Consider the following 23,880-nt stretch of genomic DNA (forward strand, 5'->3'; position numbering starts at 1 on the left):
TTACACGGTGTTTACCCTGATAATATCCGCGAGTCGGGTAAACGCCGCCGTCATTTCATTTTCTTCTATACTGGCAAATCCCAGCAACAGGCCGCTGCGTTTCTCTTCATTCACGTAGTAGCGTGACAGTGGGCGCACCAACAACCCTTGCGCATTCGCCTGTTGGGCAATGACCGCATCATCGCTCCCGGTGGGTAGCTGTAAGATCATATGCAGTCCGGCGTTGCTGCTGAAAGAACCAAGAAAATGTTCACCAAGCTGGCGGCTGATAAGCTCTACCAGCATCTGGCGACGACGACTGTATAGCTGACGCATTTTCCGAATGTGTGCCGCGTAATAACCCTCGCGAATAAACTCCGCCAGTGCGGCCTGAATCAACAGATGCCCACCACGATAGAGGTCGTTATGAACCTTTTTCAGCGGAGCGGCTAACGATTTAGGTAGCACGACATACCCGAGTCGCAGTGCGGGATAGAGTGTCTTACTGAATGTCCCGATGTAAATGACCGGTGTCTCTTCTTCCAGCCCCTGCAAAGAGGGAATCGGCTGGCCGGAAAAGCGGAACTCACTGTCGTAATCATCTTCCACTATCCAACTTCGCGTTTCACGTGCGCGAAAGAGAAGTTGCCGGCGGCGGCTCAGACTCATTACCGAACCGAGCGGGTATTGATGTGACGGTGTCACAAAAATAAGTTTTGGCGGTGTTTCACCTGCATCCGGCGGGACCATGCCTTGTTCATCAACCGGGATAGCCGAAAAATTAACGGCATTGATGCGCAGAATATTTTTGATTCCCCAGTAGCCCGGTTCCTCAATCCAGGCGTGATCGCCGGGGTTGCATAAAGTCCGGGTCACCAGATCCAGGGCCTGGTGAATACCTTCAGTAATCAGAATTTGCTCCGGTGAGCACCGTACGCCGCGAGCGGTGCGCAGATAGTCTGCCAGTGCTTCTTTTAGCTCATTCACGCCGCCTGTGGCATCGTAAGTGAGATACTCCGGGCGCAGTCGTCTTGCCAGCCTGTCCTGAATTTTCTTGAGCACCCGGTGCGGGAAATGCTCTACATCAGGTACGCCTGGAATAAATGCCCCCCACTGACGGGGACTGGCGCTGGCATGACCCAGCAGCTCAAGGCAGCGGTCGGATAAGCGGGTGTGATCTTCCAGAGCGGCAGCAACAGGCTCTTTTTCAGGACGCAGGTCGAGATTGTCCAGCACGCTGTCGGTCACAAATGTGCCGCTGCTGGTGCGCGCGGAAATATACCCTTCAGCTTGCAACTGTTCGTACACCCGCAGGACGGTATTGCGCGATAGCGTCAGCTCTCCTGCCAGGTCACGCGACGGAGGCATTCGGGTAGCCGGTTTCAGGCTACCTTCGAGGATGCAACTACAAATGGCGGCATACAGGCGGCGATGTAGTTTTTCGTCAGTCTGCTGATTAAATGCATGCTTGATCACATCTCCGGCAAGTGAACGCATTTGGATCCTTAAAATAAAACGATTTGGCTCTCGATTAAAGTACCAGACGGCGTCTAAATTTAAAGGGTAATTCAACCGAAATGTATTAATGGACAAGGTGTAGAGAATGAACAATAAAAACCTGCAACAACGTCGTCTGGATGCCACCCCGCGTGGCGTGGGTGTGATGTGTGATTTTTATGCCCAGTCGGCAGAAAACAGCACGATTACCGATATCGAAGGCAATCAGTACATCGATTTTGCCGCCGGGATCGCCGTGCTGAACACCGGACACCGCCATCCTCGCCTGGTGCAGGCAGTCGAAGCGCAACTTCAGGCTTTTACCCATACGGCTTATCAGATTGTCCCGTACGAAAGCTATGTGTCTTTGGCTGAGAAAATCAACGCCGTTGCGCCAATCGACGGCAAGCGTAAAACCACATTCTTCACTACCGGGGCTGAAGCGGTAGAAAACGCGGTGAAAATTGCGCGCGCGCATACCGGCCGTCCTGGCGTTATCGCATTTGGCGGTGGTTTTCACGGGCGTACTTACATGACGATGGCGTTAACCGGCAAGGTGGCACCCTATAAAAAAGGTTTCGGCCCGTTCCCAGGCTCTGTTTACCATGCGCCGTATCCTTCTGAATTGCAGGGTATTTCCACGGCGGATTCCCTAAAAGCGATTGAGCGTCTGTTTAAAGCCGATATCGATCCAACCCAGGTTGCGGCGATTATTTTCGAACCCGTCCAGGGCGAAGGAGGCTTCGTGGTGGCACCGCCAGAATTTGTGGCTGCCATCCGCCGTATTTGCGACGAGCATGGCATCGTGATGATCGCTGATGAAGTACAAAGCGGGTTTGCCCGTACGGGTCACCTGTTTGCGATGGATCATTACGCCGATAAAGCGGACCTGATGACCATGGCGAAAAGCCTTGCGGGCGGCATGCCGCTGTCAGGCGTCGTGGGCAAAGCCGAAATTATGGATGCGCCTGCGCCGGGTGGTCTGGGGGGAACCTACGCCGGAAACCCGCTGTCGATCGCGGCGGCCCATGCGGTGCTGGATATCATTCGTGATGAGCAGTTATGCCAGCGTGCGGCGGCTCTCGGTGAACAGCTGCGCGCTGCTCTGACAGATGCACAAGCAGGGTGTCCTGAACTGGCCGAAGTGCGAGGTTTAGGCTCTATGATTGCTGCTGAATTCTGTGATGCAGCGACAGGAGAACCCAACGCTGCTGCCGCACAACGCGTGCAGAAGAAAGCCCTTGAGCAAGGATTGCTGCTGCTGACCTGCGGTCAGTATGGCAACGTTATTCGTTTCCTTTACCCGCTGACAATTCCGCAGGATCAGTTCGCTAAAGCGCTCGATATTATCAAAGCAGCAACCAAGTAATTCGTTAGTTGTCATTTACACAAAGCCGACGGTCGTCATCACCGTCGGCTTTTTTGTTGCCGTGGATTTACCAACCACATGCCGTTATATATTTACATATATATCGATTGGATCTATTCTATTCATCATACAAATATAATAACTGTACTCTTCAAGAGAAGGCGCTTGCGTTAGCGGCCTCCAGTCTTTCTATCTAACGAATTGAATTAACGAATGTTAAATAACAAATTTACCCCAGTGGCCTCTGGGTTGTTAACCTTTGCCTGTTTTTCCACCGCCGTCACGGCTCATGCTGAAGATACCGTCATCGTTTCGGCGCCAGCCACGTCACAATCCTCGTTATCGGAACATGAACCTCCGGCGAGCGAAAAAAAAGTCACGTTAGGTAGCCTCGGCGAGCGAGAGTTGATAGACGTTCCCTGGTCGGTGCAGACGTTGTCGAAAAAAGTGCTGGATCAGCAACAAATCAAAGATGTGAAAGACGCCTATCGCTACCTACCGTCCGTTCAGGGTGACGGCGTCCGCCCACAAACCCGCGGCATGCAGGGGAGCGTGGTACAAAACCATATGATTGATGGCCTGAACGCCGTCTCCACGACGGAATATTCGACCGAACAGTTCCAGAACATTGAGGTGTTGAGCGGCATCGCTGGATCGCTGTATGGCCCTGCTAATCCAGCAGGGATGTTTAATTTGGTGTCTAAACGACCTGTCGATACACCGTTGCATCGCGTCACAGTAGGGCAAGGTACAGGGTCGGGAACGTTGGCATCGATGGATTTCAGCGGCCCAATCGATGCGGGAGACCGGGTGAAATATCGCCTCAACTTGCTGAACGATGAGGGCCATAGCTACACCACCGATAGTCATGTCCGTCGACAGTACGCTGGCTTGGGGCTGGACTTTCAACTGACAGATCAAACGGTGCTGGAGAGTAATTTCAGCTATTACCATTATTACGAAAAAGGCATGCCGGGTAGCTTTGCCCTGGCGAAAGGCGTTCACTTTCCCGCGGCATTTGATCCTACGGACAGTAAATATGGTCAATCTTATGCGGGTCATGATGACGAAACGACTACCGTCGATATGCATATTAAGCATGATTTTGACGGCAACTGGATGCTGGATCTGGGGGCGCTGCACCAGGTTGCAGACCGCGAGTCGACGGCCGTGACCAACACCCTGACGGATAACCGGGGCGATTACACCACTACAACCTCTAATTCGGCGGCCAGTCGGTTTACCATCAACAGTTATTTAGCGAACCTGACCGGTAGCATTGATACCGGCTGGCTGACCCAGGATATTGCTACCGGAATGCGTGGATTTGTGTGGAAAAACTATAATCCAAGAAACGGCGGCACTTTCACTCTGGGGCATTCTTCCCTCGATCAACATCCCGACTATCCACGACCACCGTATCCAGATTTTAACGATCGCTATCATTCAGCGACCACCACTCAACATGCATTTTTGCTCAGCGATACGCTGCATTTTTCCCCGCAGTGGAGTTTGCTGCTTTCCGGCAGTGAGAACCTGTTTACCGTCAGTAACTACAACAAAGCTGGACATGAAAGCAGCCATCAGCAGGACAATGGCATGAGCGGTTCTACCAGCCTGATGTATAAACCGGTGGAGAACGTCACGCTGTATACCACCTGGGTGGACAGTTTGCAGCAGGGCGATACCGCGCCCGCCGGGGCGCGCAATGCCGGGCAGGTGTTAGATCCCTACCGTAGCCATCAACTGGAGGTGGGCGCAAAATATGCGCCAGTAAAAGATCTGCTGCTTACCGCTGCGCTTTTTGAAGCCAAACGCCCCTTTGCCTATACCAACGACAATGGCGATTTTGCTCAGGATGGTACGCAGAAAAACCGTGGGCTGGAACTGATGGCTGATGGGCATATCACCCGTAATTTGCGCGTGTTAGGCGGCGGAGCCTGGCTTGATCCAACGCTTCATAATACCGCGGCCAGCAATGCGGATGGTAAGCAAGTTGTTGGTTTGCCGCGCTTCGCCTCGAATATCCTCGCAATCTACACCATCGAACGGGTTCCGGGACTGGATATCGACACGAACGTGCATTACGTCGGACGTCGGGCTACCGATAATGCCAACGACAGCTGGGTCGGGAGTTACACCACGGTGGACATCGGTACGCGTTATGCCACCAGACTGTGGAACACACCAACCACTTTCCGGTTTGATATCACCAATCTCACCGACCGTCACTATTGGACCAATATTGTTCCGGGCGCATTGACTGGTTACACGGGCGCAGGGGCTGCCAGCGCTCAACTTGGCGCACCGCGCCAGGCTCAGTTTTCTGTTCAGGTTGATTTTTAGGGGTTGCTTATGAAAACGTGCCACACATGGCTGCTTTGTGTGTGGCTGGCGTTTCCTGCCCTGGCAACACGCCAGGTTGTGGATGATGCTGGTCACACAGTTACCGTTCCCGCGCATGTTGAACGTATCGCGGATGGCTGGTTTGCCCATCATTCGGTGCTGATGACGCTGGGTGCTGGTCGTAACATTGTTGCGACGGTCAACCATGAGGAAAACCAGCCATGGATGTTCAAAATCAATCCTTCTCTGAGACAAGCCTTACATATACGAGGAACATCATTTAATAGTGAGGATTTGTTGGCCCGGCACGTCGACGTGGTGTTTGTGGCAAAAGGAAAAGGGGATGCTCAAAGCTACAGTCAGGCGGGTATTCCGGCCCTTGAAATGGCATTTACTGACTATGCTTCGATGGAAAAATCGGTCACTACGACCGCAGAGGTTCTGGGTACCGAGCAGGCTCGCGTCCGTGCAACGGCTTACAATCAGTATCTCAACCGTGTACTCGCGGATGTGCAGGCTAAAACTGCGGAGCTGGCGGAAAATCAGCGCCCTCGGGTACTTCATATTCAATCGCTAAATCCGCTTAAAGTCGACGGCAGGAACACGTTGATCGATACCTGGATTACGCTGGCGGGTGGACGGAATGCGGCAGGTGAAGTTGACGGCAACATGAAAGAGGTGTCGCCCGAGAGGGTGCTCTACTGGCAACCGCAGGTCATTATTCTCGGTGCGGGGTGTGGTGATATCGCCAGTTCGCCATACGCAGCATTGTTCAAAGAACTTAACGCAGTGAAACAGGGTAACGTCTGGCGCAATCCGGCGGGCGTGTTCCCCTGGGATCGCTACGGCACTGAAAGCGCGTTGCAGCTACAGTGGGCTGCATCGAAACTGCATCCGGCATTGTTTAGCGGCCTGGATATGGTCAGCGTAACGCGAGATTTTTATCGCCAGTTCTTCGATTATTCGCTCACTCAGGAGCAGGCGATGCGAGTTTTAAACGCGTTACCCCCACAGGAGTAGCGCTCACGTATAAAGACAGGCGTGATAAGGATTGCACGCCATTTTTACCCCTCTGAAATGTGGGGTTTGGTGCGCTCATGATGAAAATGGTTTGCCAGGCCTCTCGTTATATAATTTAATGCATATCGTTTTTACTCCTCTATTCAGATGGTATCCCATGTTAACTTTCCGCTCTTTTGTGCTGGTTTGCGCCAGCATGTTGTTTGCGTTTTCTGCTCAGGCCGACCGAACGATCACCGATCAGCTTGGTCGACAGGTCACGATTCCTGACCACGTGGACAAAGTGGTCGTGCTGCAACACCAGACGTTGAATATTCTGGTCCAGCTCAATGCCCGGCAGGACATTGTTGGTGTGATGTCGAGCTGGAAAAAGCAGCTCGGGCCTGAATTTGCGCGCTTTATGCCGACGATTACTACATTGCCGACGCCGGGCGATCTCACCAGCGTGAACATCGAAAGCCTGTTGGCGATTCATCCGCAGGTGGTTTTTGTCGCCAACTATGCGCCCGCGGAAATGATCCAGCAGATTCAGAACGCCGGTATTCCGGTCGTGGCTATCTCATTACGCAAGGATGCCACCGGGCAACAGAATAAAATGAACCCGACCATGGCCGATGAAGAGCAGGTCTACAACGAAGGGTTGAAGCAGGGTATTCGCCTGATTGCGGACGTGGTTGGGCGCAAACCGCAGGCCGAAACGTTAATCGACTACGTTTTTACCGCGCGGGCAAAATTCAATGCGCCGGTTGCAAAAATCCCGGATGCGCAAAAAGTCCGTATTTATATGGCTAACCCCGATCTGATGACTTACGGCTCCGGGAAATACACGGGACTGATGATGCAGCACGCGGGGGGATTAAATGTGGCGGCTGCCAGTGTGAAAGGTGCCCGTCAGGTTGCGCTGGAGCAGGTATTAGCGTGGAACCCGCAGGTGATTTTTGTCCAGGATCGCTATCCGCAGGTGGTAACTGAGATCCAAAACGATCCGAACTGGCAGGGGATTGATGCGGTGAAAAATCATCGCGTCTGGTTGATGCCTGAATATGCCAAAGCCTGGGGCTATCCGATGCCGGAAGCGTTGGCGATCGGTGAACTTTGGATGGCCAAAAAACTGTATCCGGATGCCTATAAAAACGTGGACGTTGATGCGCAGGCCCAGGACTACTATCAACGTTTTTATCGTGTGAACTGGCAGCCTGATGCAGCTAAGTAACCGTATTTTGCCCCAGCAACCGCTCTTAATCGTTGTGGTCCTGTTGCTGGGCGTCAGTTCGCTATGCCTCGGACAGTATCCTCTGTCGTTAAGCGAGGTGTTTTACCACCTGACGCACTATAGCGACGCTGAGGGAATAGGCAGCCAGGTTATCTGGACGGTCAGGCTACCGCGTATTCTGATGGCACTGCTGGCGGGGGGCGCGCTTGGGTTATGCGGCGCGACGCTGCAAGGGGTATTTCATAACCCTCTGGTCGACCCGCATATTATCGGCGTGACGTCGGGGGCGGCCTTTGGTGGAACACTGGCCATCCTGCTCGGACTTTCGCCCTGGCTGATGATGGGATCAACGTTTTTCTTTGGTCTGACAGCGTTGATCCTGGTGTATGCCATTGCTGCGTTACAGGGGCTGGAGAATACGCTGGTATTGATCCTGTCGGGTATCATTTTGAGCGGTTTTTTTGCCGCGCTGGTGAGCCTGATCCAGTATCAGGCTGATACCGAAGAGACGTTACCTAATATTGTGTTCTGGCTACTGGGCAGCTTCGCGACGGCCAACTGGCATAAAGTGCTGCTGTTGGCGGTCCCGGTCGGTATCGCCGCGACGGTTTTGTACCAGCTACGCTGGCGGATAAACCTGTTGTCGCTCAATGACAAAGATGCCAGAGCACTGGGTGTGGCGGTGGTTCCTCTGCGACGCAGCGTTTTGGTGTGCTGCGCATTTTTGGTCGCGGCTCAGGTGGCGGTCAGCGGCAGTATTGCCTGGGTTGGATTAGTGATTCCGCATCTGGCGCGTTTGCTGGTGGGGGTTGATCATCGTCGTTTACTACCGTGCGCCTTCTGGTTGGGGGGCGGATTTATGATTGTGGTGGACGATATTGCTCGCACCCTGATGCACGCGGAGATACCGTTGGGGATTATTACCGCATTGTTCGGCGCGCCGTTGTTTGCTTTCTTACTCATTCGTACCAGCCGTCGGGAGAAATCATGATACCTGCCGCACTGCGTGTACATCAGCTTATTTATGGGTATCGTACGCCGCTATTTGAGCCGCTAACGTTCTGTTGCCAGAAAGGTGAGATCTGGGCCGTGCTGGGACGCAACGGCCTGGGTAAAAGTACACTGCTCGATACGCTAACCGGCACGCTGCCTGCTTTAGGCGGGAATATTGAAAATAACGGTGGGATAGGGATTGTGGCACAGCATAGCCATCTGCCGTTTCCGTACACGGTCAGCGACGTGGTGTTGATGGGGCGAGCACAGCACGTGAAGCTGTTTGCGCAACCCAGTCCGCAGGATCAAAAAAGAGCAATGCAGGCGTTAGAGCAGTTGAATATCGCGCATCTCGCCTCCAGCTCATTTGGCTCACTTTCCGGCGGGCAGCAACAGTTGGTGATGATTGCCCGGGCTTTGGTGACGGAGTGTCAAACGCTGTTACTGGATGAACCGTGTTCCGCGCTGGATCTCGCCAATCAGCAGGTGGTGCTGCAGCTCATCAGCGATCTGGCCCATCAACAGGGATGCAGTATTCTCTTTTCGACTCACGATCCGCTTCATGCGTTACAGGTTGCTTCCCATACTTTGCTGCTACTCCCTGAAGGAAAATGGCGGGCAGGGCCCACGAACAGCATTGTGACGGAGGAGAATTTATTCCTGGCCTATGGCTTAACGCTGAGAAAACTCAGCGTGGAGAACTACCAGACGCCGTTTATCGCACCGTTGTTTTCTATTCGTCGTTAAGCGTTAAGAATCCTGCGGCGCTAAGAAATTCCTGCCCGCTGCGGGTGAGTATGAATTCAACCAGCGCCATGACTTCATTGGAAGCATCAAGCACCGCCAGTTGGTATTCGCAGCGAATATTGTGCTCATCGGGAATAGCCACGTAATGTACGTCGGGCATTGCGCGCAGCGCGTGTGCGTAATGCGCGTAACCGATAAACAGATCGGCCAGTCCCTGGCGCAGGATCCAGGCGCTCGCCAGTTCTCCTTGCGGGATTTTTACCGTATCACGACCACCCACCAGCGGGATTGCGCGCGTCCGAAGCTGTTGCCCGAGTCCTGGTTCCAGTACATCCATATTGTCGAAAAATGCCCAGGTATAGTCTCCGGAAGGGTCGCAGCCGGGCGTTGATGTACCTGGTCGCAGCGTTGGGTCGCGGAGTAAATCCAGCCAGACACCGGTTCGGTTGCTGACAAGGCTCAGTTTGTTCCAGCAAAAAGTGTGCGTAGAGACGGCTATATTACGTGCTAACAGGTTTTGCGGATGTTCCCTGTTGGCCGAGGCAAAGAGCGCACACGGTTCTCCCGCTTCAATACGCTCACGCAATAAACCGGCCGGACCATATTCAATATTAACGTCTATTCCACTCATGCGCGTGAACTGGCTTATCAGTGGCGTAAATGCAGGGCGCAAACTGCCTGCGGCTAACAGGAATATGGAAGAGGGCATGGTATCCGATCTCTGGCGAATGACATTATGCGAAGAAGGTGAATGATACGCGTTGAGCATGGAATTTAGAATGATTTAGCGCAGTGCTATTGAATCATCAAAGGAAATGATAAAACTGACGGATACAAACTGAAGATAAAAAAATAGTTTTGAAGTGAAATAGCACCAAATCAAAGGGATATGATTTGGTGCGTCCGAGTGGACTCGAACCACCGACCCCCACCATGTCAAGGTGGTGCTCTAACCAACTGAGCTACGGACGCAAAATGGTGCGTTCAATTGGACTCGAACCAACGACCCCCACCATGTCAAGGTGGTGCTCTAACCAACTGAGCTATGAACGCAACGTTGTAGGTGACAACGGGGACGAATATTAGCGGCACAGACCGAATGAGGCAAGAGGGAAATAGCATTTTTCTTCCTGATCTCACGCGATTGCAGAGTAATTAAGCAAGTTGATTATATTTTGTTGATTTTGCAGCGTGTTTTTTATTCAGACAGCGAACTGGGGCATACCAGGGACGGTTTGAATTACAGAGGCGCTCAGACTTTAAGCAATGTAAGGATGGTGGTTTCTATTTTCTCTGGGGTAGTGAAGGGGGCAAATCGCTTAAGCGGCTTGCCGTCACGCCCGATCAGGAACTTAGTAAAATTCCACTTGATCCGCCCACCCAGCACGCCGGGTAATTCGTCTTTCAGGTAACGAAATACCGGGTGCGTAGCGGCACCGTTGACTTCCACTTTCTCAAACATCGGGAAGCTCACACCGTAGTTGATGTGACAGGTTTGCGCGATTTCGTCGGCTCCACCGGGCTCCTGGTTACCGAACTGGTTGCAGGGAAAACCAAGCACCACCAGACCCTGCGCGGCGTACTTCTTGTAGAGCGCTTCGAGGCCTGCATATTGTGGAGTGAAACCACAATGGCTGGCGGTATTAACCACCAGAACCAGTTTGCCAGCGTAGTCGGCCATACAGATGGGCTGGCCATGCAAACTGGTGGCAGTCAGTTGATGAAAGGGGGCCATGCCAGAATCCTCAAATAAGATAGCATTACTCATGTTGCCCGCGAGTGGCAGGCTTAGCTGCGTATCTATTTATTATGATCGCAACTGCAGGATTATTAAACTTGCCATTGGTGCAGGGCAAAAATAGAAATTCTCTGCGGTTCGGTTATGGACATTCCATAATTTATATTAACCAACCTGACGAGCGTTCCATTCGTCGCGCGTGATTTCCCAAAGTTCAGAATCCAGCAAACCGCTGACATACTCTTTCTTTTCCGTCTTGATAAGCCGCATGCCGCTACTGTCTGAAATACGTTTGGAACGGATATTGAGAGAGGCTTTCGGCGCACGCAATACCGTCTTATTTAACGTATTAAACCAGTAATCCGTAGCGACATTACTGGCCTCACGCATAAAACCCTGCCCCTGATATTCCGGAGCTAACCAAAATCCACGGTTATTATCCTCAACGTCATAAAGGCAAATTAAACCTATGAGAGCGTCAGGGGCCTCACGGAGTCTGATAGTCCAGATCCACGCAATCCCTTTATCCATATCAGGCAGGGCAACGTTATTGACGTAATTCTCCGCACCGTTATCAGGATAGGGCCAGGGTACTGAGGAGACCATATAACGAACTATCTCCCAGCGGGGATAAAGCACCTGAATCTGCGAGGCATCTTTGGCTTCTAATGGTTTTAACAGCAAGCGTTCCGTATGGAGTATTGGTATTTTCATATGCACTTTTCCTACTCGATCAAGATAAGAGGATCAATGTGGGGAGGATTTTGAAAAAATATTAATAACCAGAACCCCAGCACAAATAAGAAGCATACCTGCGATCGCCGGAAAATCTAGCTTTTGCCCACTTACCAACCAGCCCAAAAGACTGATTAATACGATTCCAGCACCTGACCAAATTGCGTACGCAATACCCGTTGGAATGGTCGACAGAGTTTGGGAGAGAAGATAAAAGGCTGTGCAGTAGCACACAATAGTTGCTACAGATGGCCATAGGCGTGTGAATCCGTCAGAGAACTTCATCAGGGTTGTACCTATGACTTCAGCTACGATGGCCCCGGCAAGGAAAATGTATGAATTCAAAATCTGACCCCATATGACAATTTAAAGCAAATATCGTATCACAAAGGGGTGGGTGAGTTTGAACACAGGAGTTATCCGCCCAAGACCTCGAAGCTGCCGTACTGAACTCATAGCGATTAGATTTCCGTTGGTGAGTTCTCCTGCCAAGAGCAAAAGAAAACTCAGGCTGATAATGCGATGGACATATCCATACAACGCAGATCTGTTTGGGCAAGTCTTGATGGGGATGTCGTTTCCTTGATAAACATAAAACCATGCTTTTCGTAGAAAGTTTGCGCGTTTGGTGTTGAGGTCAAGGTTAACTGTTTCAGCCCTCTTTTAATCGCCTCATTACATTTATAGATTTATCATGAAACGGTTTCGTTTCAACATCGTTGTTTAACAAAAGAGGGAAGTCCATTACTGGCACGGAGTGGACAAGTTACCATCATGAGCAGTGAGCAGATAATCGACTCTTGATGAGTCGATTATTCAATGCAAACGGGGCATAGTAATTCATTCAGTACAGGATTATGCAGCTCAATCCATCGACACAAAATAATTGTGAGGTTACAAATATGACGCCTACATTGCAAGGATCTCTTGTCACGCTCCGTCCTCTGCTTGAGACAGATGCTCAGCTATTGATTGATGCGGCAGCGGATGGGGAACTCTGGTCCCTGCCATTTACGGTGGTTCCGTCTGCTGATACCGCAGATTTGTACATTCAGAAAGCCCTCAAGGGGCAGATCGAAGGCACAGTCATGCCGTTTGCTGTAACGCTTTCGTCCGATCAACGTGTCATTGGATCAACACGTTTCTGGAAGATTGATAGAGAAAACCGAAAGCTCGAAATTGGTCACACCTGGTATTCACAAAGCTGGCAAAAAACAGCTGCAAATACCGAGAGTAAACTGTTATTGCTGCGGTACGCCTTTGAGCAACTGAAGTGTGTTCGCGTTCAGTTTACGACCGATGTATTGAATGAGCGCTCGCAGGCTGCCATTCTCCGTATTGGCGCGATCCAGGAAAGCATCATCAGAAATGAACGAATTATGCCTGATGGTCGAAAACGTACTTCCATACGGTACAGCATAATTGATGATGAGTGGCCGCAGGTTCGGACCAACCTTGAGCACCGCCTTTCCAGCTACAGGAAAGAGAAATAACTCGAGGTTTTGCGGACAGAAGGTCTGCTGTGAGCGAACAGCGGTCGTTACCGACACCAGCGGATTTTCATTAATGTAGCACTTCAAATTGGTATATAACTTGAATCAGGTTCGACTTCGTCACTACATATGGAAAATAAAGTGTTGATGTATAATTATTTTTTCTTATGTTAATTCATTCTAACCTGAGCTCAAGAAATCATTCTTAACGACGGAAGGCCATAAAATGAATATCGAAGCATTTGCTTTTGGCACCACCAACTGGGGTGAAGTCGAAAAAACAGAACATCCAGGGGAAACAGGCATAGCCTACTGGCGCACACAATTTTTTGGCCACAAGCCGAACCAAATCCGTGTGCGAATGGTTGAATATACCCCAGGCTACCTTGCGGATCATTGGTGCAGTAAAGGTCATGTCCTTTTATGCCTGGAGGGAGAACTCGAAACACTGCTCGCAGATGGCCGCAAATTCACTTTAACTGCGGGGATGAGTTATCAGGTTGGTGATAACGCAGAACCACATCAGTCCAGAACGGAGACAGGAGCAAAACTCTTTATTGTGGACTGACGGATTCGTCGTTGTTGCGTTTGCGATGTCCGCTCCTGGCACTGAGCAGTCGTATGAGGAGGTACTGTTTTTCACGTGAAATTTGAATAGTTGAAGGCCATAAGTACAGATGATGAGAGGCTTGAATAACCTTTGTGGTTTTGGAGTAGTTTTACACCACTTGAAGCGTGATTTTGGGGGCATCTTTAGGAGCAGGGACATACAAAGGGACACATCAATAGCTGCTATAACCCGCTATCAACTGTCCCTGGAGTTGTTTATTATACTGATTTATATGTTTATTTAGTTTTTAAATGATTATTTTTTGTTAATTTTGCAGAATGCTATTTACTCAGGCTGTGCGCCGGGCGAGTCGCACCTGATTGTTAAACTGCGTGATGTTTTGCATTCCTACGTGCTGGAGTCACTTAAATAATTACACAGCAACTTCCATAAGTAATGTGCAGCCGGTGTAAAACGATGATCGGAGCTACGCAATACATGCCACTGACACTCTCTGGCAATATGATGATCAATCGGTATTGCCGTCAATTCCCCAGGATAAGAATTAGCATTAGCATTAGCAGTTTGTTCTGTCATAAAAGCAATCCCCAGTCCCGCACGGCACAGGGCTATTGCGCTGGTAAACAGATTACAGCAGTAGGATGGCCTGAACATAATCGCTTCATCGCGAAACATCGCAGTGAGATATCGCTGAAGCCCAAAATTGTCATGCATAGCAATCAGGCGATGCCGGGAAAGTTCCTGAAGCGTTACTTTCTTTAAACCAGAAATAACATGATCCTTCCTGACAATGGCACAAATGGCTCCCCGGTTATAGCTATACCGTTTAAGTGCCGGTTGCCCAACGGGACCAAATCCTACGGCCATATCCACTTCACCTCTTGCAATGAGTTCCATCGATGTTTCCATGTTGCCAGAGGTGATATCGACAAACACATTCGGGTAGATTTGGGCAAAATCGCTCACGACGTGGGTAATGATTTCCTGGACCATCCCTTGTCCAACGCGCAGCGTAACGGTCCCTCCACGCATATGGCGCATATCGCTGAGTTGCCGCTCAAGTTCATTGCGTTTTTGTTGAGTAATGGCGTAGTCATCAGCCAGTAATCTTCCCGCCTCGGTGAGGACAACGTTACGTCCTCTTTTCTCCAATAATGGCAGCTGTATTGTTCTTTCCAGAAGAGAGATTTGGCGACTGACAACCGAAGGGTTAAAGCCAAGGATGTCGGCGGCTCTGCGGATCCCACCGTACAATCCGACCATATATAAATAACGGATCGCTTTTTCTGGATAGGTGCTCAATGTCATGTTTTTGCCATTATTGTTGACCTGAAAGCAACAATAATAGCATAGGAGCCTGATTCTTTTTCAACCGGGATTCATCACATACTAATGCTAAATACCTATGCGGAGAGTGTGGCAATGAAGAGCGTTGTTAATTACTTACAGAAACATACTGACCTTATCATGGAAGATATCAGCGATTTGGTACTGGCTGAGTCTCCTTCAACTGATAAAGCTGCTGTTGACCACTGTGGTGACGTTTTAAAAGCTATTTTCGAAAAGCGTCTGGGTATACAGGCTGAAACTGAAAAACAGACACATTACGGTAACCAGTTAAAATTTGTTCTGGGAAAAGAGGGCCCGCAAACCACAATTTTGGGGCATTTTGATACGGTCTGGGATAAAGGGGTACTCTCACTTCGCGAAGAAGAGGGGAAATGGTATGGCCCGGGGATCCTCGATATGAAAGCCGGGATGATTCAGTCCATCTGGGCAGTTCGTGCGTTAAAAGAGAGCGGGCAGCTCGGCGGTAAGCGCATTGTTTTCCTGTGCAATAGTGATGAAGAACTCGGAAGTCCAAGTTCGAAGGAATGGATTATCCGTAATGCTACAGGATCTGAGCAAGTATTGGTTGTGGAACCGGCGACAACTCATGGTGATTTAAAAATTGCCCGTAAAGGCACTGGCCGCTACCGCATTGCTATCACAGGTCTTGCTGCGCATGCAGGCAATAATCCTGGTGAGGGGGTTAGTGCTATTGAGGAAATGGCTTTTCAGATCCTCAAATTGCGAGAGTTGAATGATCCTGAGCGCGGTACCACCGTTAACGTTGGTATTGTACGGGGTGGCAGTAGGGTCAATGTCGTCGCGGATTATGCCGAATTAGAAATTGATACCAGAGTGGAAAATCAGTCAGAAGCTGCACGGATCCATGATGCTATCACCCGTTTGACACCTCATTTGCAGGGTAGCCAACTCAGGATTGAAGGAGGGCAAACTCGCCCACCGATGGAACGTTCTTCAGCTTCCGAACAGCTATTTGAAAAAGCGCAAAAGATTGCGGAAATACTGGGCATTACGATTACCGCGAAATCGGCTGGAGGTGGTAGTGATGGAAACTTCACCGCGGCGTTAGGTATTCCTACATTAGATGGCCTTGGTGCGACAGGAGCCGGTATCCATGCGCTCCATGAGCATATATTACCCGAAAATATCGTTACCAGAACCGCACTGGTTGCTGGAATGATGCTTAACGATATTAATTCTGATGATGGGGCATAATTTTAGCTAAATACATCATGCACACTCAACGACATTATTGTTTGTTATCCTCATGTAACCACTGTGGCTATATGGATTATTAATATCTTGACGAATAAATAACAGGACATATCCATGAGTGCTTTTATTATTGCGATAGTTATTACTGTCGTTGCGGCTTGGTTAATTATTAAGAATTACCAGCCGCAAACTATTTTGCTGTTAGCGGGGCTTTCCTTGTTAACAATTACAGCCATTTTCTACCCTGAAAAAAGTATCTTATATGGAAATGCAAAATCCACAGGATCTGTCTGGATTGATATATTTGCTTTTGTAAAAGGTTCATTATCAACGCAGGTAGCAGGGATCGGTTTGATTATTATGGCGGCCGGTGGTTTCGCCAGCTATATGGATCATATTAAAGCTTCAAAGGCCATGGTTGATGTCTGCATTCGGCCGCTGGAGGCTTTAAAAGCACCTTACCTGATCCTTGCCATCGGCTACATTTTTGCGCAATTGCTCCATGTTGCCATCTCCAGTGCTGCGGGCCTTGCAATGTTATTACTGGTGACATTTTTCCCGGTCTTGGTTCGGCTTGGGGTAAGTAAGGCCGCTGCCGCGGCCATGATTGGCATGTGTGCCTTTATGGATCTTGGGCCGGCCGTTGGCACCGCGAACTTAGCTGCTGAATATGCTGGCATGGAAACAGCACTGTATTTTGCTCATTATCAGATGCCGGTAGCTGCGGCGGTGATGGTTGTCGTTTCTATATTAATCTATTTTACGGCGAAATATTTTGACAAAAAAGATGGACATGTTGTTGCGTCACAATGTGCTGTGCCCCCCGAGATTGCTGAAAAAGATGACGCGCCAGCACCTAAGTTCTACGGGTTATTGCCCATTTTTCCTGTCGTTCTGGTATTGGTGTTCAGTCCGTTGGTTGTTGATACCATTAAAGTAGATGTCGTGACTGCAATGGTTATCGGAACTATTGTCGCCTTTATTTTTGAGCTATGTGTAAAACGAAACTTTAAAGAGTGCTGCAAAGGAGTACAAGTCTTCTTTAAAGGTATGGGGAGTATGTTTACCAGTATCGTTTCATTACTGGTATGCGCCGAAATTTTCGCACAGGGATTACAAAAAATTGGTGCAGTGGATTATTTACTCGATGCGACACATAACGCTGGCTTTGGTTTCACCAGCATGACGATTGTAATGGCATGTTTGGTCGGGGTAACGGCTGTACTGACAGGATCGGGGGTTGCAGCCTTCTTTTCATTTGCCGGTATGGCGCAGTCTATTGCAACAAAGTTTGGTATGAACGCCGTACATATGCTTCTGCCGATGCAACTGATGGCTGGGATGGGGCGCGCAATGTCGCCTGTAGCCGGTATTATTATTGCCGTCAGTAAATCGGGTGAGTGTTCCCCATTTATGATCGTGCGCAGAACGGTCATTCCGGCACTTGGTGGAATCATAACTATGCTAATCGCTAATACGCTAATTTCCAGTATGTAATAGTAACCGAATACGGAAGGTTTTTATCTGGATGAACACTATGTTAAATGAAAATGTAGATAATTTACTCTATATTCCTTACTCAGGTTCTGTCCTACTCGAATCTCCTCTTCTTAATAAAGGAAGTGGTTTTAGCGAAGAGGAACGAGTGATATTCAATCTGGAAGGATTGCTACCCAATGCAGTTGAAACAATTGAAGAGCAATCCCATCGAGCATATCGCCAGTTTAGCGATTTTAAGTCTGCTATTGCACAGCATATCTACCTTAGGAACATTCAGGACACTAACGAAACACTATTCTATTATCTGGTGAATAAACATTTAGCAGAAATGCTACCTATTATTTATACACCTGTTGTTGGCCATGCATGCGAACATTTTTCTGATATTTACCGTAGGGCCAGAGGGTTATTTATCGCATGGCCGGATCGCCATAAAATCGATGATATATTGCACAATGCCACGAAACAGCATATTCGTGTCATCGTCGTCACCGATGGTGAACGGATCCTGGGACTTGGGGATCAAGGTATTGGCGGCATGGGGATTCCAATCGGCAAACTGTCTTTGTATACCGTCTGCGGTGGTATAAATCCGGCAAATACATTACCCATTCTGCTGGATGTTGGAACCAATAATTCTCAACTGCTAAATGATCCTCTTTATATGGGATGACGTCACCCAAGAATTACCGGGGAAGAATATTTTGAGTTTGTGGATATGTTCATAAACGCGGTTAAACGTCGATGGCCTGAGGTCCTACTGCAATTCGAGGATTTTGCTCAGCAAACGGCACTTCCTCTTCTGGAGCGATACAGAGATGAGATGTGCTGTTTTAATGACGACATCCAGGGAACTGCTGCCGTCGCGCTAGGATGTTTAATGGCGGCAAGCTCAGTCTCCGGTCGTTCATTATGCGAGCAAACAGTTGTATTTCTGGGGGCCGGATCGGCTGGTTGCGGTATTGCGGAGCATATTGTTCAGCAGATGGTCGCTGAAGGCTTGTCTGAAGTGGAAGCTCGCGCCAGAATTTATATGGTGGATCGGTTCGGATTGTTGACTGATGACCAGGCAAACCTTCCACCTTTTCAGCGACAACTGTCACAGCCTCGAACGATCGTCGAAAGCTGGGGTGTGGAAAGCGAAAAAATGACGCTGATGGATGTTGTTTGTCACGCGCATCCTACGGTGTTGATAGGTGTTACCGGCCAACCAGGCTTGTTTAGCGAAGCTATTATTAGGGAAATGTACAAGTACTGTAAGCTCCCAATAATCATGCCGTTATCCAACCCAACTTCACGGGTCGAGGCGAGGCCGGAAGATATTATTGAATGGACAGAGGGAAACGCCATTGTTGCAACGGGAAGTCCATTTAATCCCGTAATATACAAAGGAAAGGAGTATCCCGTTGCACAATGTAATAATGTTTACATCTTCCCTGGTATTGGTCTAGGGTGTCTGGCAAGCCGCGCCACAAGAATTACAGATAATATGTTAATAACGGCAAGCCGAACGTTAGCCTCTTTTTCGCCAATGAAAAGCAATAAAGATTCTCCATTATTACCGGATATAAATAATATTCAGGAAGTAACAAAAGCTATTGCCTTTAGTGTTGGTATTGCAGCGCAACGCGATGGCGTAGCCATTCGTATACCGGAGGAATCATTACTCGGCAAAATTGACGAGATTTTTTGGCATCCGCAGTATTGTCAATACAGACGGACCTCATACTGACGCTAATCAACCCCCTCTCTGGAGGGGGATTGACGCCACTCATCGATAGGGAGGTTGGATTTTGGCACAAAGCATCTTATTCTCAACGCAAGACACCCTTGCTGACCGATGGCGAAGGTCATGGGATATTAACCCGTTACTCAGGGAAGGCGGCAATGACAGATTATTGGTGGAAAGACCTGGTTGATCGTAATAACCAGTGGCAAGGGTTGGAACTGACCGTCAAAGAAAATCAAAGAACTGAGCCAGCGATGGAAATGCTCAGTGGCCATTTTGGGCGTATGGCATTGCAGCTCGCCGGAGAGCCGTTATTCTGGGCTTCAATGCTTGAAGATCATTCCGGCGTTTGGCTGGTTTTTAATGCAGATCATCCACGGAGCCAGGAGATATTACCTGCGGTAACTTCTGAAGATATTGAACGGATAAAAGCCAAAGGCGAGCAGGTGCGGATCGGCGAATGGTGCCGGTATTTTGTTCGTCAGTTAATGAATGCGCCAACACCATTACTCTCACCGCAGCGTTGGTTGATAAGACCGATGTTACCGATTCAATGTTCATCGCGCTATTCCAGTCCCCAACCCGTTGCGTTAGAAAACTGGCGTTTCTCAGCGCCAGAAAGCACTGAAAATATTAACTGCCAATGGACGCTGTACGTTGAAGATTTCCCAGATCTGACGCAGCCGGAAAACGTCAGATTGGTTGACTGGTGGTGGGGCGGTTATTTGCTGCGGGGGCGTTATGCCATTCAACCCAATACGGGGAGATTAAAATGGTGGCGTAAAAAATGCCGAGAGGGGACGTTGCCGCCGATACTGGTCTGGTATATCGCCGGATTAGGATCTTATGTGATCCTTGATGGGCATTATCGATTACAGGCGGCGATTGAAGAGCAGATCCCCCCTTTATTTCTGGTGTTGAGCGAGCTTAATGAAACGGAATATCCTGCCGATGCTGCCCATCAGGCGCGTATCGTTCAGTCGCTGGAAAAGCAGTTGGCTAACAACCCCAATTACAGTGTCAATGCGGTAAATCAGACGCTGATTAGTCTCTATGACAGACGATATCTTTACGCGTCAACGCATAGCCGCGCTACTCTCGGTGAGGGAACCCAATGGGCTACGGAGGTGGAACGTTATCTGCAAAAACATCATCTTGATGCGTATCGGGACAAGATTTTTCAGCGGGTTAAAGGAGATTGATTTTTATCCTAAATTTTTTCGATAAAACGCGAGCCAGCTTCTGATAACTCCCGGCGGTGGCATTCAGACGGGAGTCATCGTTACTTATCGCTCCTGTTGCAACTCGATATCAGAACACCGGCAAACCCAGTCCTTGCTTCACTTCTCTTAATGTCTGCTGCGTAATCTCGTGCGCCTGCTCGCTTCCTTTTTTGAGCATCGCCATCAGCATGCCTTTATCCTGAATGTAGGTTGCACGCCGCTCGCGCATTGGCGCGATGAGTTCTTGCAAGCACACTTCCAGCTCGTTTTTGCATGTCCGATCACCCAGTCCCCCCTGTTGGTAATGCGCTTTCATTTCCGCCACTTTTGCTTTATCCGGATGAAAAGCATCGAGGTAAGTGAATACCATATTGCCGTCTATTTGCCCTGGGTCGGACACTTTCAGATGATTAGGGTCGGTGTACATTGCGCTGACCGCGCGGTGAATGGTTTCTTCGCTGGCTGACAGGAGCAATGTGTTACCAAGCGATTTTGACATTTTGGCATTTCCGTCGATCCCTGGAAGGCGGCTGGTTTCACTCAGCAGCGCTTTGCAGTGCAATAGGACGGGGGCCGGTAACAGGCTATTCATCTTATGCACTATCTCATTAGTCTGTTCAATCATTGGCAACTGATCGTCGCCGACGGGAACGACTTCGGCTTTGAAGGCCGTAATATCTGCCGCCTGACTGATGGGATAAACCAGAAAGCCAACCGGTAACGAGCGAGCGAACCCTTTCTGCGCAATTTCGTTTTTGACCGTAGGATTACGCTCCACGCGAGCCACGGTGACGATGTTCATATAAAGCGCGGTTAACTCTGCGAGAGCAGGCAGTGCCGATTGCAGACAGATGGTAGTAAGTGACGGGTCTATTCCTGCGGCAAGATAGTCGGCAAGTACTTCGGGAATATTGTTGCGGATCTTTTGCGGTGTGCTGCCGTTATCGGTTAACCCTTGTAGGTCAGCCACCAATATAAACTGCTGATAATCGTGTTGCAGCGTGGCGCGCTGGCGCAATGACCCCACATAATGGCCAAGATGCAGCGGGCCGGTGGGACGATCGCCAGTGAGGATGATGGTTTTATTGTTCATGTCAGACTCCTTAGTCATAAAACCGAAAGGGGTCTCTAAATGCAAATAACCGCCTTTCGGCGGTTATTTAAAATGAGGAAAACACATTCTGACCGCCTTTAAGAAGGCAGCCACCACAGGTTGTGATTAAAACCGTTGATATCGTGTTTTGTGTTCATCCAATTAACATACCACCTGGCGTAGAGGTAAAGCAATGCCCGAAGTGCTGGCTCCTATCAGCTCGCTTCCAGCATGCCAAAGCTCACAATGCGCGAACGACCTAACTCTTTCGCGCGGTACAGTGCGACATCTGCGGCGCGTAACAGGTTGTCGCTCTGGGCATGCTGCGGGTAACTGGCGACACCTATAGAGACATCCACGTGTCCAATATCGGAAACGCCAAAGCGCAGCGACAGTTCGCGTACGCCGTTGTAGATTTCCGTAGCAAAGCGGTTAGCGGCCTGTTCATCCGTATTGGCCAGCAGTACCAGAAACTCTTCACCGCCGTAGCGGAAGGCCATGCCGCTGTCGTGGACAACGCGCTGAATAGTCGCAGCGATACTTTTGATTACGCTATCGCCTGCCTCATGGCCAAAGCGGTCATTAATACTTTTAAAATGATCGATATCGATCATCAGGCAACTGATCGGTTCTTTGTTACGCACTGCCTGGCTCATCTGGGTACGCAGTGTATCTTCAAGATGATGACGGTTGCGCAGTCCGGTTAGCGGATCGTAGAGCGCTTTCTCCAGCAGGGCGTCACGCAGACGCTGGTTGGCTAATGCGAGGCCGAGTGCTTCTGCCATCAGCTCCAGATATGCACGGGAGGGGGCGGAATCATCGCTAAGGTTCTGGAATGAGAGCAGACCGATGGCTTCGCCCTGGGCAATCAGCGGAACACACAGGGTGTGGTGCTGGCATGACTCTGGCAGATGGTAGCAGGCGATATCGGGTTCACCTTGTACCGGAGGATGACTCTGGCCGCGGCGCACAGCCCAGCATTCGTCCGGGTGGAACGCATCCGCTTTACCCTGCGGAGAAAGCCATTGTGCAACACAGCGCATTTGCCAGGGTTCCTGGTCCAGTATGTAAAGCCGCCCGGCAATACCTGGAGCAATATTCGGTGCAAACAGCTCTGCCACATTGATGACATCGGCAAAACTCTCGCAGCCTTGCAGACGCTGCGTCATACGCGCCAGCAGATCGCGGATTGCCCAGTCTGCATCTCGCTCTTTCTCAAGTCTCTGACGCGCCAGACCGTTCTCGCGAAATATCCGGATCGCCTGCGCCATATCGCCTATTTCATCTATCTGGTTAAAGCTGGGCGTTTCCACGGCGTAATCCTGCGACGCCAGACGGTTAACCACATCGCTCAGCCGTACAACGGGATGCAGGACGCGACGCTTTAAAATGAAACCAAGAACGAATAAAAACAGCAGCGCTGTCAGACCGACCATCACTTCAGAGGCTGTCCGCAGCATGCGGGATGACTGGGTTGCATCTTCAATCGTATTACGTACGCGGTTATCGAGCAGTTGGCGGAAATGATCTATCCGGTCCTGGGCGCGTTCCAGTTCCTGTTCATAGCTTTTCCCATAGAGCAGGGCAATAGCCTGCGACTCTTCTGCGCGCGCGACGCTGGCAAGCGCCGCAGCTTGCTCGTCCTGCAGGGCATCAACAATCTGTAGCCCTTCGTGCAATAGCGCCAGCTCTTCATCCGTTGCCCCAAGGTCTTTGAGCTTTGACAGCCGATGCTCAACAGCTTTCAGCGTCGCTTCTTTCTGACGGTAGGCGTTAAGCACCTCAGGATCTTTTGCAATAACATAGTCGCGCGCCAGGTCGGACAGCGACCAGGCATCGAGTTCGACTTCTTCGGTAAGTTGATCGAACTGATAACGCTGTTCTACCACCTGGCGTTCTGTGTTATCGGCGCTGGATGCCATCAGCATGACAACGCCTGAAGCGATGGTCAGGCATACCGTCGCGCTATAGGCCCAGTTGGTGATTGTGGCAATTCGCACTGATTAGTTCCTTCTGCGACGATTAATGAATACGCATGATTGCAATTATAGGAAACGCATGATTTTGCG

General features: G+C 49.9%; 20 protein-coding genes, 2 tRNA genes and 1 pseudogene. 12 read left to right on the plus strand and 11 right to left on the minus strand.

The genetic code is table 11. The features are described 5' to 3' along the window. Entirely contained in the window at positions 1-1,476 is a 1,476-nt protein-coding gene (pdxR, locus tag C2U43_RS11130; protein WP_103285127.1) for a MocR-like pyridoxine biosynthesis transcription factor PdxR, read from the minus strand. 106 nt (positions 1,477-1,582) lie between these two features. Between pdxR and puuE the strand changes: the two genes are divergently transcribed. From puuE to C2U43_RS11160, 6 genes are all read left to right on the plus strand, one after another. After that, the gene (gene puuE / locus C2U43_RS11135) at positions 1,583-2,845 is read left to right on the plus strand and encodes a 4-aminobutyrate transaminase (RefSeq protein WP_103285128.1); all 1,263 of its coding nucleotides are present in this window, start codon (positions 1,583-1,585) and stop codon (positions 2,843-2,845) included. 213 nt (positions 2,846-3,058) lie between these two features. Beyond that, positions 3,059-5,191 carry a TonB-dependent receptor gene (locus tag C2U43_RS11140; protein ID WP_103285129.1) on the plus strand — a complete coding sequence of 711 codons (2,133 nt, stop codon included), beginning with the start codon at positions 3,059-3,061 and terminating at the stop codon, positions 5,189-5,191. 9 nt (positions 5,192-5,200) lie between these two features. Continuing rightward, positions 5,201-6,211, plus strand: a complete 1,011-nt coding sequence (locus C2U43_RS11145; protein WP_048235459.1) for an ABC transporter substrate-binding protein — start codon at positions 5,201-5,203, stop codon at positions 6,209-6,211. Positions 6,212-6,368: 157 nt separating this feature from the next. Beyond that, positions 6,369-7,424: an ABC transporter substrate-binding protein gene (locus tag C2U43_RS11150; protein WP_103285130.1), complete on the plus strand. Its 1,056-nt coding sequence runs from the start codon at positions 6,369-6,371 to the stop codon at positions 7,422-7,424. Then, a complete protein-coding gene (locus C2U43_RS11155) occupies positions 7,411-8,415 on the plus strand; it encodes a FecCD family ABC transporter permease (protein WP_003832715.1) in 1,005 nt (334 codons plus the stop codon). The genes C2U43_RS11150 and C2U43_RS11155 overlap by 14 nt, the downstream gene beginning before the upstream one ends. Further along, on the plus strand, positions 8,412-9,164 hold the full coding sequence (locus tag C2U43_RS11160; protein WP_103285131.1) for an ABC transporter ATP-binding protein: 753 nt from the start codon (positions 8,412-8,414) through the stop codon (positions 9,162-9,164). The genes C2U43_RS11155 and C2U43_RS11160 overlap by 4 nt, the downstream gene beginning before the upstream one ends. Here C2U43_RS11160 and C2U43_RS11165 read toward each other — a convergent pair. The 7 genes from C2U43_RS11165 to C2U43_RS30045 all read right to left on the minus strand — a co-directional run bounded on the left by C2U43_RS11165 (position 9,151) and on the right by C2U43_RS30045 (position 12,326). Continuing rightward, entirely contained in the window at positions 9,151-9,873 is a 723-nt protein-coding gene (locus C2U43_RS11165; RefSeq protein WP_103285132.1) for a substrate-binding domain-containing protein, read from the minus strand. The two genes, C2U43_RS11160 and C2U43_RS11165, sit on opposite strands and share 14 nt — an antisense overlap. A gap of 186 nt (positions 9,874-10,059) precedes the next feature. Beyond that, positions 10,060-10,136: transfer RNA gene (locus C2U43_RS11170), tRNA-Val, on the minus strand. 4 nt (positions 10,137-10,140) lie between these two features. Continuing rightward, positions 10,141-10,217: transfer RNA gene (locus C2U43_RS11175), tRNA-Val, on the minus strand. Between the two features lie 199 nt (positions 10,218-10,416). Then, positions 10,417-10,899, minus strand: coding sequence for a glutathione peroxidase (locus tag C2U43_RS11185; RefSeq protein WP_071446924.1), 483 nt, complete (start codon positions 10,897-10,899; stop codon positions 10,417-10,419). A 168-nt stretch (positions 10,900-11,067) separates the two neighbouring features. Continuing rightward, complete coding sequence (locus tag C2U43_RS11190) at positions 11,068-11,616, minus strand: GNAT family N-acetyltransferase (RefSeq protein ID WP_103285133.1); 549 nt, start codon at positions 11,614-11,616, stop codon at positions 11,068-11,070. Between the two features lie 33 nt (positions 11,617-11,649). Beyond that, the gene (locus C2U43_RS11195; RefSeq protein ID WP_063941528.1) at positions 11,650-11,982 is read right to left on the minus strand and encodes an EmrE family multidrug efflux SMR transporter; all 333 of its coding nucleotides are present in this window, start codon (positions 11,980-11,982) and stop codon (positions 11,650-11,652) included. Positions 11,983-12,143: 161 nt separating this feature from the next. After that, a complete protein-coding gene (locus C2U43_RS30045) occupies positions 12,144-12,326 on the minus strand; it encodes a GNAT family N-acetyltransferase (protein ID WP_128611921.1) in 183 nt (60 codons plus the stop codon). A 213-nt stretch (positions 12,327-12,539) separates the two neighbouring features. On the opposite strand from C2U43_RS30045, the gene C2U43_RS11200 reads away from it, so the two are divergent. Further along, positions 12,540-13,130 (plus strand): GNAT family N-acetyltransferase, encoded by a 591-nt coding sequence (locus C2U43_RS11200; RefSeq protein WP_057067255.1) that lies wholly within the window; start codon positions 12,540-12,542, stop codon positions 13,128-13,130. A 226-nt stretch (positions 13,131-13,356) separates the two neighbouring features. Continuing rightward, on the plus strand, positions 13,357-13,698 hold the full coding sequence (locus tag C2U43_RS11205; protein WP_048226653.1) for a DHCW motif cupin fold protein: 342 nt from the start codon (positions 13,357-13,359) through the stop codon (positions 13,696-13,698). 390 nt (positions 13,699-14,088) lie between these two features. Here C2U43_RS11205 and C2U43_RS11210 read toward each other — a convergent pair whose 3' ends face one another. After that, positions 14,089-15,009: a LysR family transcriptional regulator gene (locus C2U43_RS11210; protein ID WP_103285134.1), complete on the minus strand. Its 921-nt coding sequence runs from the start codon at positions 15,007-15,009 to the stop codon at positions 14,089-14,091. 114 nt (positions 15,010-15,123) lie between these two features. On the opposite strand from C2U43_RS11210, the gene C2U43_RS11215 reads away from it, so the two are divergent. From C2U43_RS11215 to C2U43_RS11230, 4 genes and pseudogenes are all read left to right on the plus strand, one after another. Further along, a complete protein-coding gene (locus C2U43_RS11215; protein ID WP_048235450.1) occupies positions 15,124-16,266 on the plus strand; it encodes a M20 family metallopeptidase in 1,143 nt (380 codons plus the stop codon). Positions 16,267-16,380: 114 nt separating this feature from the next. Next, positions 16,381-17,763 (plus strand): C4-dicarboxylate transporter DcuC, encoded by a 1,383-nt coding sequence (gene dcuC / locus C2U43_RS11220; protein ID WP_103285135.1) that lies wholly within the window; start codon positions 16,381-16,383, stop codon positions 17,761-17,763. A 40-nt stretch (positions 17,764-17,803) separates the two neighbouring features. Continuing rightward, positions 17,804-19,498 (plus strand): annotated as a pseudogene (locus C2U43_RS11225) (NAD-dependent malic enzyme). Between the two features lie 155 nt (positions 19,499-19,653). Continuing rightward, positions 19,654-20,697, plus strand: a complete 1,044-nt coding sequence (locus C2U43_RS11230) for a ParB/Srx family N-terminal domain-containing protein (protein WP_103285136.1) — start codon at positions 19,654-19,656, stop codon at positions 20,695-20,697. A gap of 109 nt (positions 20,698-20,806) precedes the next feature. On the opposite strand, the gene trpS is transcribed toward C2U43_RS11230, so the two are convergent. Together trpS and C2U43_RS11240 are read right to left on the minus strand one after the other, a co-directional pair. Then, positions 20,807-21,811 (minus strand): tryptophan--tRNA ligase, encoded by a 1,005-nt coding sequence (gene trpS / locus C2U43_RS11235; RefSeq protein WP_103285137.1) that lies wholly within the window; start codon positions 21,809-21,811, stop codon positions 20,807-20,809. 215 nt (positions 21,812-22,026) lie between these two features. Continuing rightward, positions 22,027-23,811, minus strand: a complete 1,785-nt coding sequence (locus tag C2U43_RS11240; RefSeq protein WP_103285138.1) for a diguanylate cyclase — start codon at positions 23,809-23,811, stop codon at positions 22,027-22,029. Between the last annotated feature and the right edge of the window lie 69 nt (positions 23,812-23,880).

Source organism: Citrobacter freundii complex sp. CFNIH9, assembly GCF_002903305.1.
Classification (GTDB): Bacteria; Pseudomonadota; Gammaproteobacteria; order Enterobacterales; family Enterobacteriaceae; genus Citrobacter; species Citrobacter portucalensis.

What these genes read in the sequence shown, in the direction of transcription:
- C2U43_RS11155 (WP_003832715.1), top strand. Translation starts at nt 7,411, where the DNA reads ATGCAGCTAAGTAACCGTATTTTGCCCCAGCAACCGCTCTTAATCGTT.
- C2U43_RS11230 (WP_103285136.1), top strand. Translation starts at nt 19,654, where the DNA reads ATGACAGATTATTGGTGGAAAGACCTGGTTGATCGTAATAACCAGTGG.
- C2U43_RS11215 (WP_048235450.1), top strand. Translation starts at nt 15,124, where the DNA reads ATGAAGAGCGTTGTTAATTACTTACAGAAACATACTGACCTTATCATG.
- C2U43_RS11165 (WP_103285132.1), bottom strand. Translation starts at nt 9,873, where the DNA reads ATGCCCTCTTCCATATTCCTGTTAGCCGCAGGCAGTTTGCGCCCTGCA.
- pdxR (WP_103285127.1), bottom strand. Translation starts at nt 1,476, where the DNA reads ATGCGTTCACTTGCCGGAGATGTGATCAAGCATGCATTTAATCAGCAG.
- C2U43_RS11210 (WP_103285134.1), bottom strand. Translation starts at nt 15,009, where the DNA reads ATGACATTGAGCACCTATCCAGAAAAAGCGATCCGTTATTTATATATG.
- puuE (WP_103285128.1), top strand. Translation starts at nt 1,583, where the DNA reads ATGAACAATAAAAACCTGCAACAACGTCGTCTGGATGCCACCCCGCGT.
- C2U43_RS11190 (WP_103285133.1), bottom strand. Translation starts at nt 11,616, where the DNA reads ATGAAAATACCAATACTCCATACGGAACGCTTGCTGTTAAAACCATTA.
- C2U43_RS11185 (WP_071446924.1), bottom strand. Translation starts at nt 10,899, where the DNA reads ATGGCCCCCTTTCATCAACTGACTGCCACCAGTTTGCATGGCCAGCCC.
- C2U43_RS11160 (WP_103285131.1), top strand. Translation starts at nt 8,412, where the DNA reads ATGATACCTGCCGCACTGCGTGTACATCAGCTTATTTATGGGTATCGT.
- C2U43_RS11200 (WP_057067255.1), top strand. Translation starts at nt 12,540, where the DNA reads ATGACGCCTACATTGCAAGGATCTCTTGTCACGCTCCGTCCTCTGCTT.
- dcuC (WP_103285135.1), top strand. Translation starts at nt 16,381, where the DNA reads ATGAGTGCTTTTATTATTGCGATAGTTATTACTGTCGTTGCGGCTTGG.
- C2U43_RS11145 (WP_048235459.1), top strand. Translation starts at nt 5,201, where the DNA reads ATGAAAACGTGCCACACATGGCTGCTTTGTGTGTGGCTGGCGTTTCCT.
- C2U43_RS11140 (WP_103285129.1), top strand. Translation starts at nt 3,059, where the DNA reads ATGTTAAATAACAAATTTACCCCAGTGGCCTCTGGGTTGTTAACCTTT.
- C2U43_RS11205 (WP_048226653.1), top strand. Translation starts at nt 13,357, where the DNA reads ATGAATATCGAAGCATTTGCTTTTGGCACCACCAACTGGGGTGAAGTC.
- C2U43_RS11150 (WP_103285130.1), top strand. Translation starts at nt 6,369, where the DNA reads ATGTTAACTTTCCGCTCTTTTGTGCTGGTTTGCGCCAGCATGTTGTTT.
- trpS (WP_103285137.1), bottom strand. Translation starts at nt 21,811, where the DNA reads ATGAACAATAAAACCATCATCCTCACTGGCGATCGTCCCACCGGCCCG.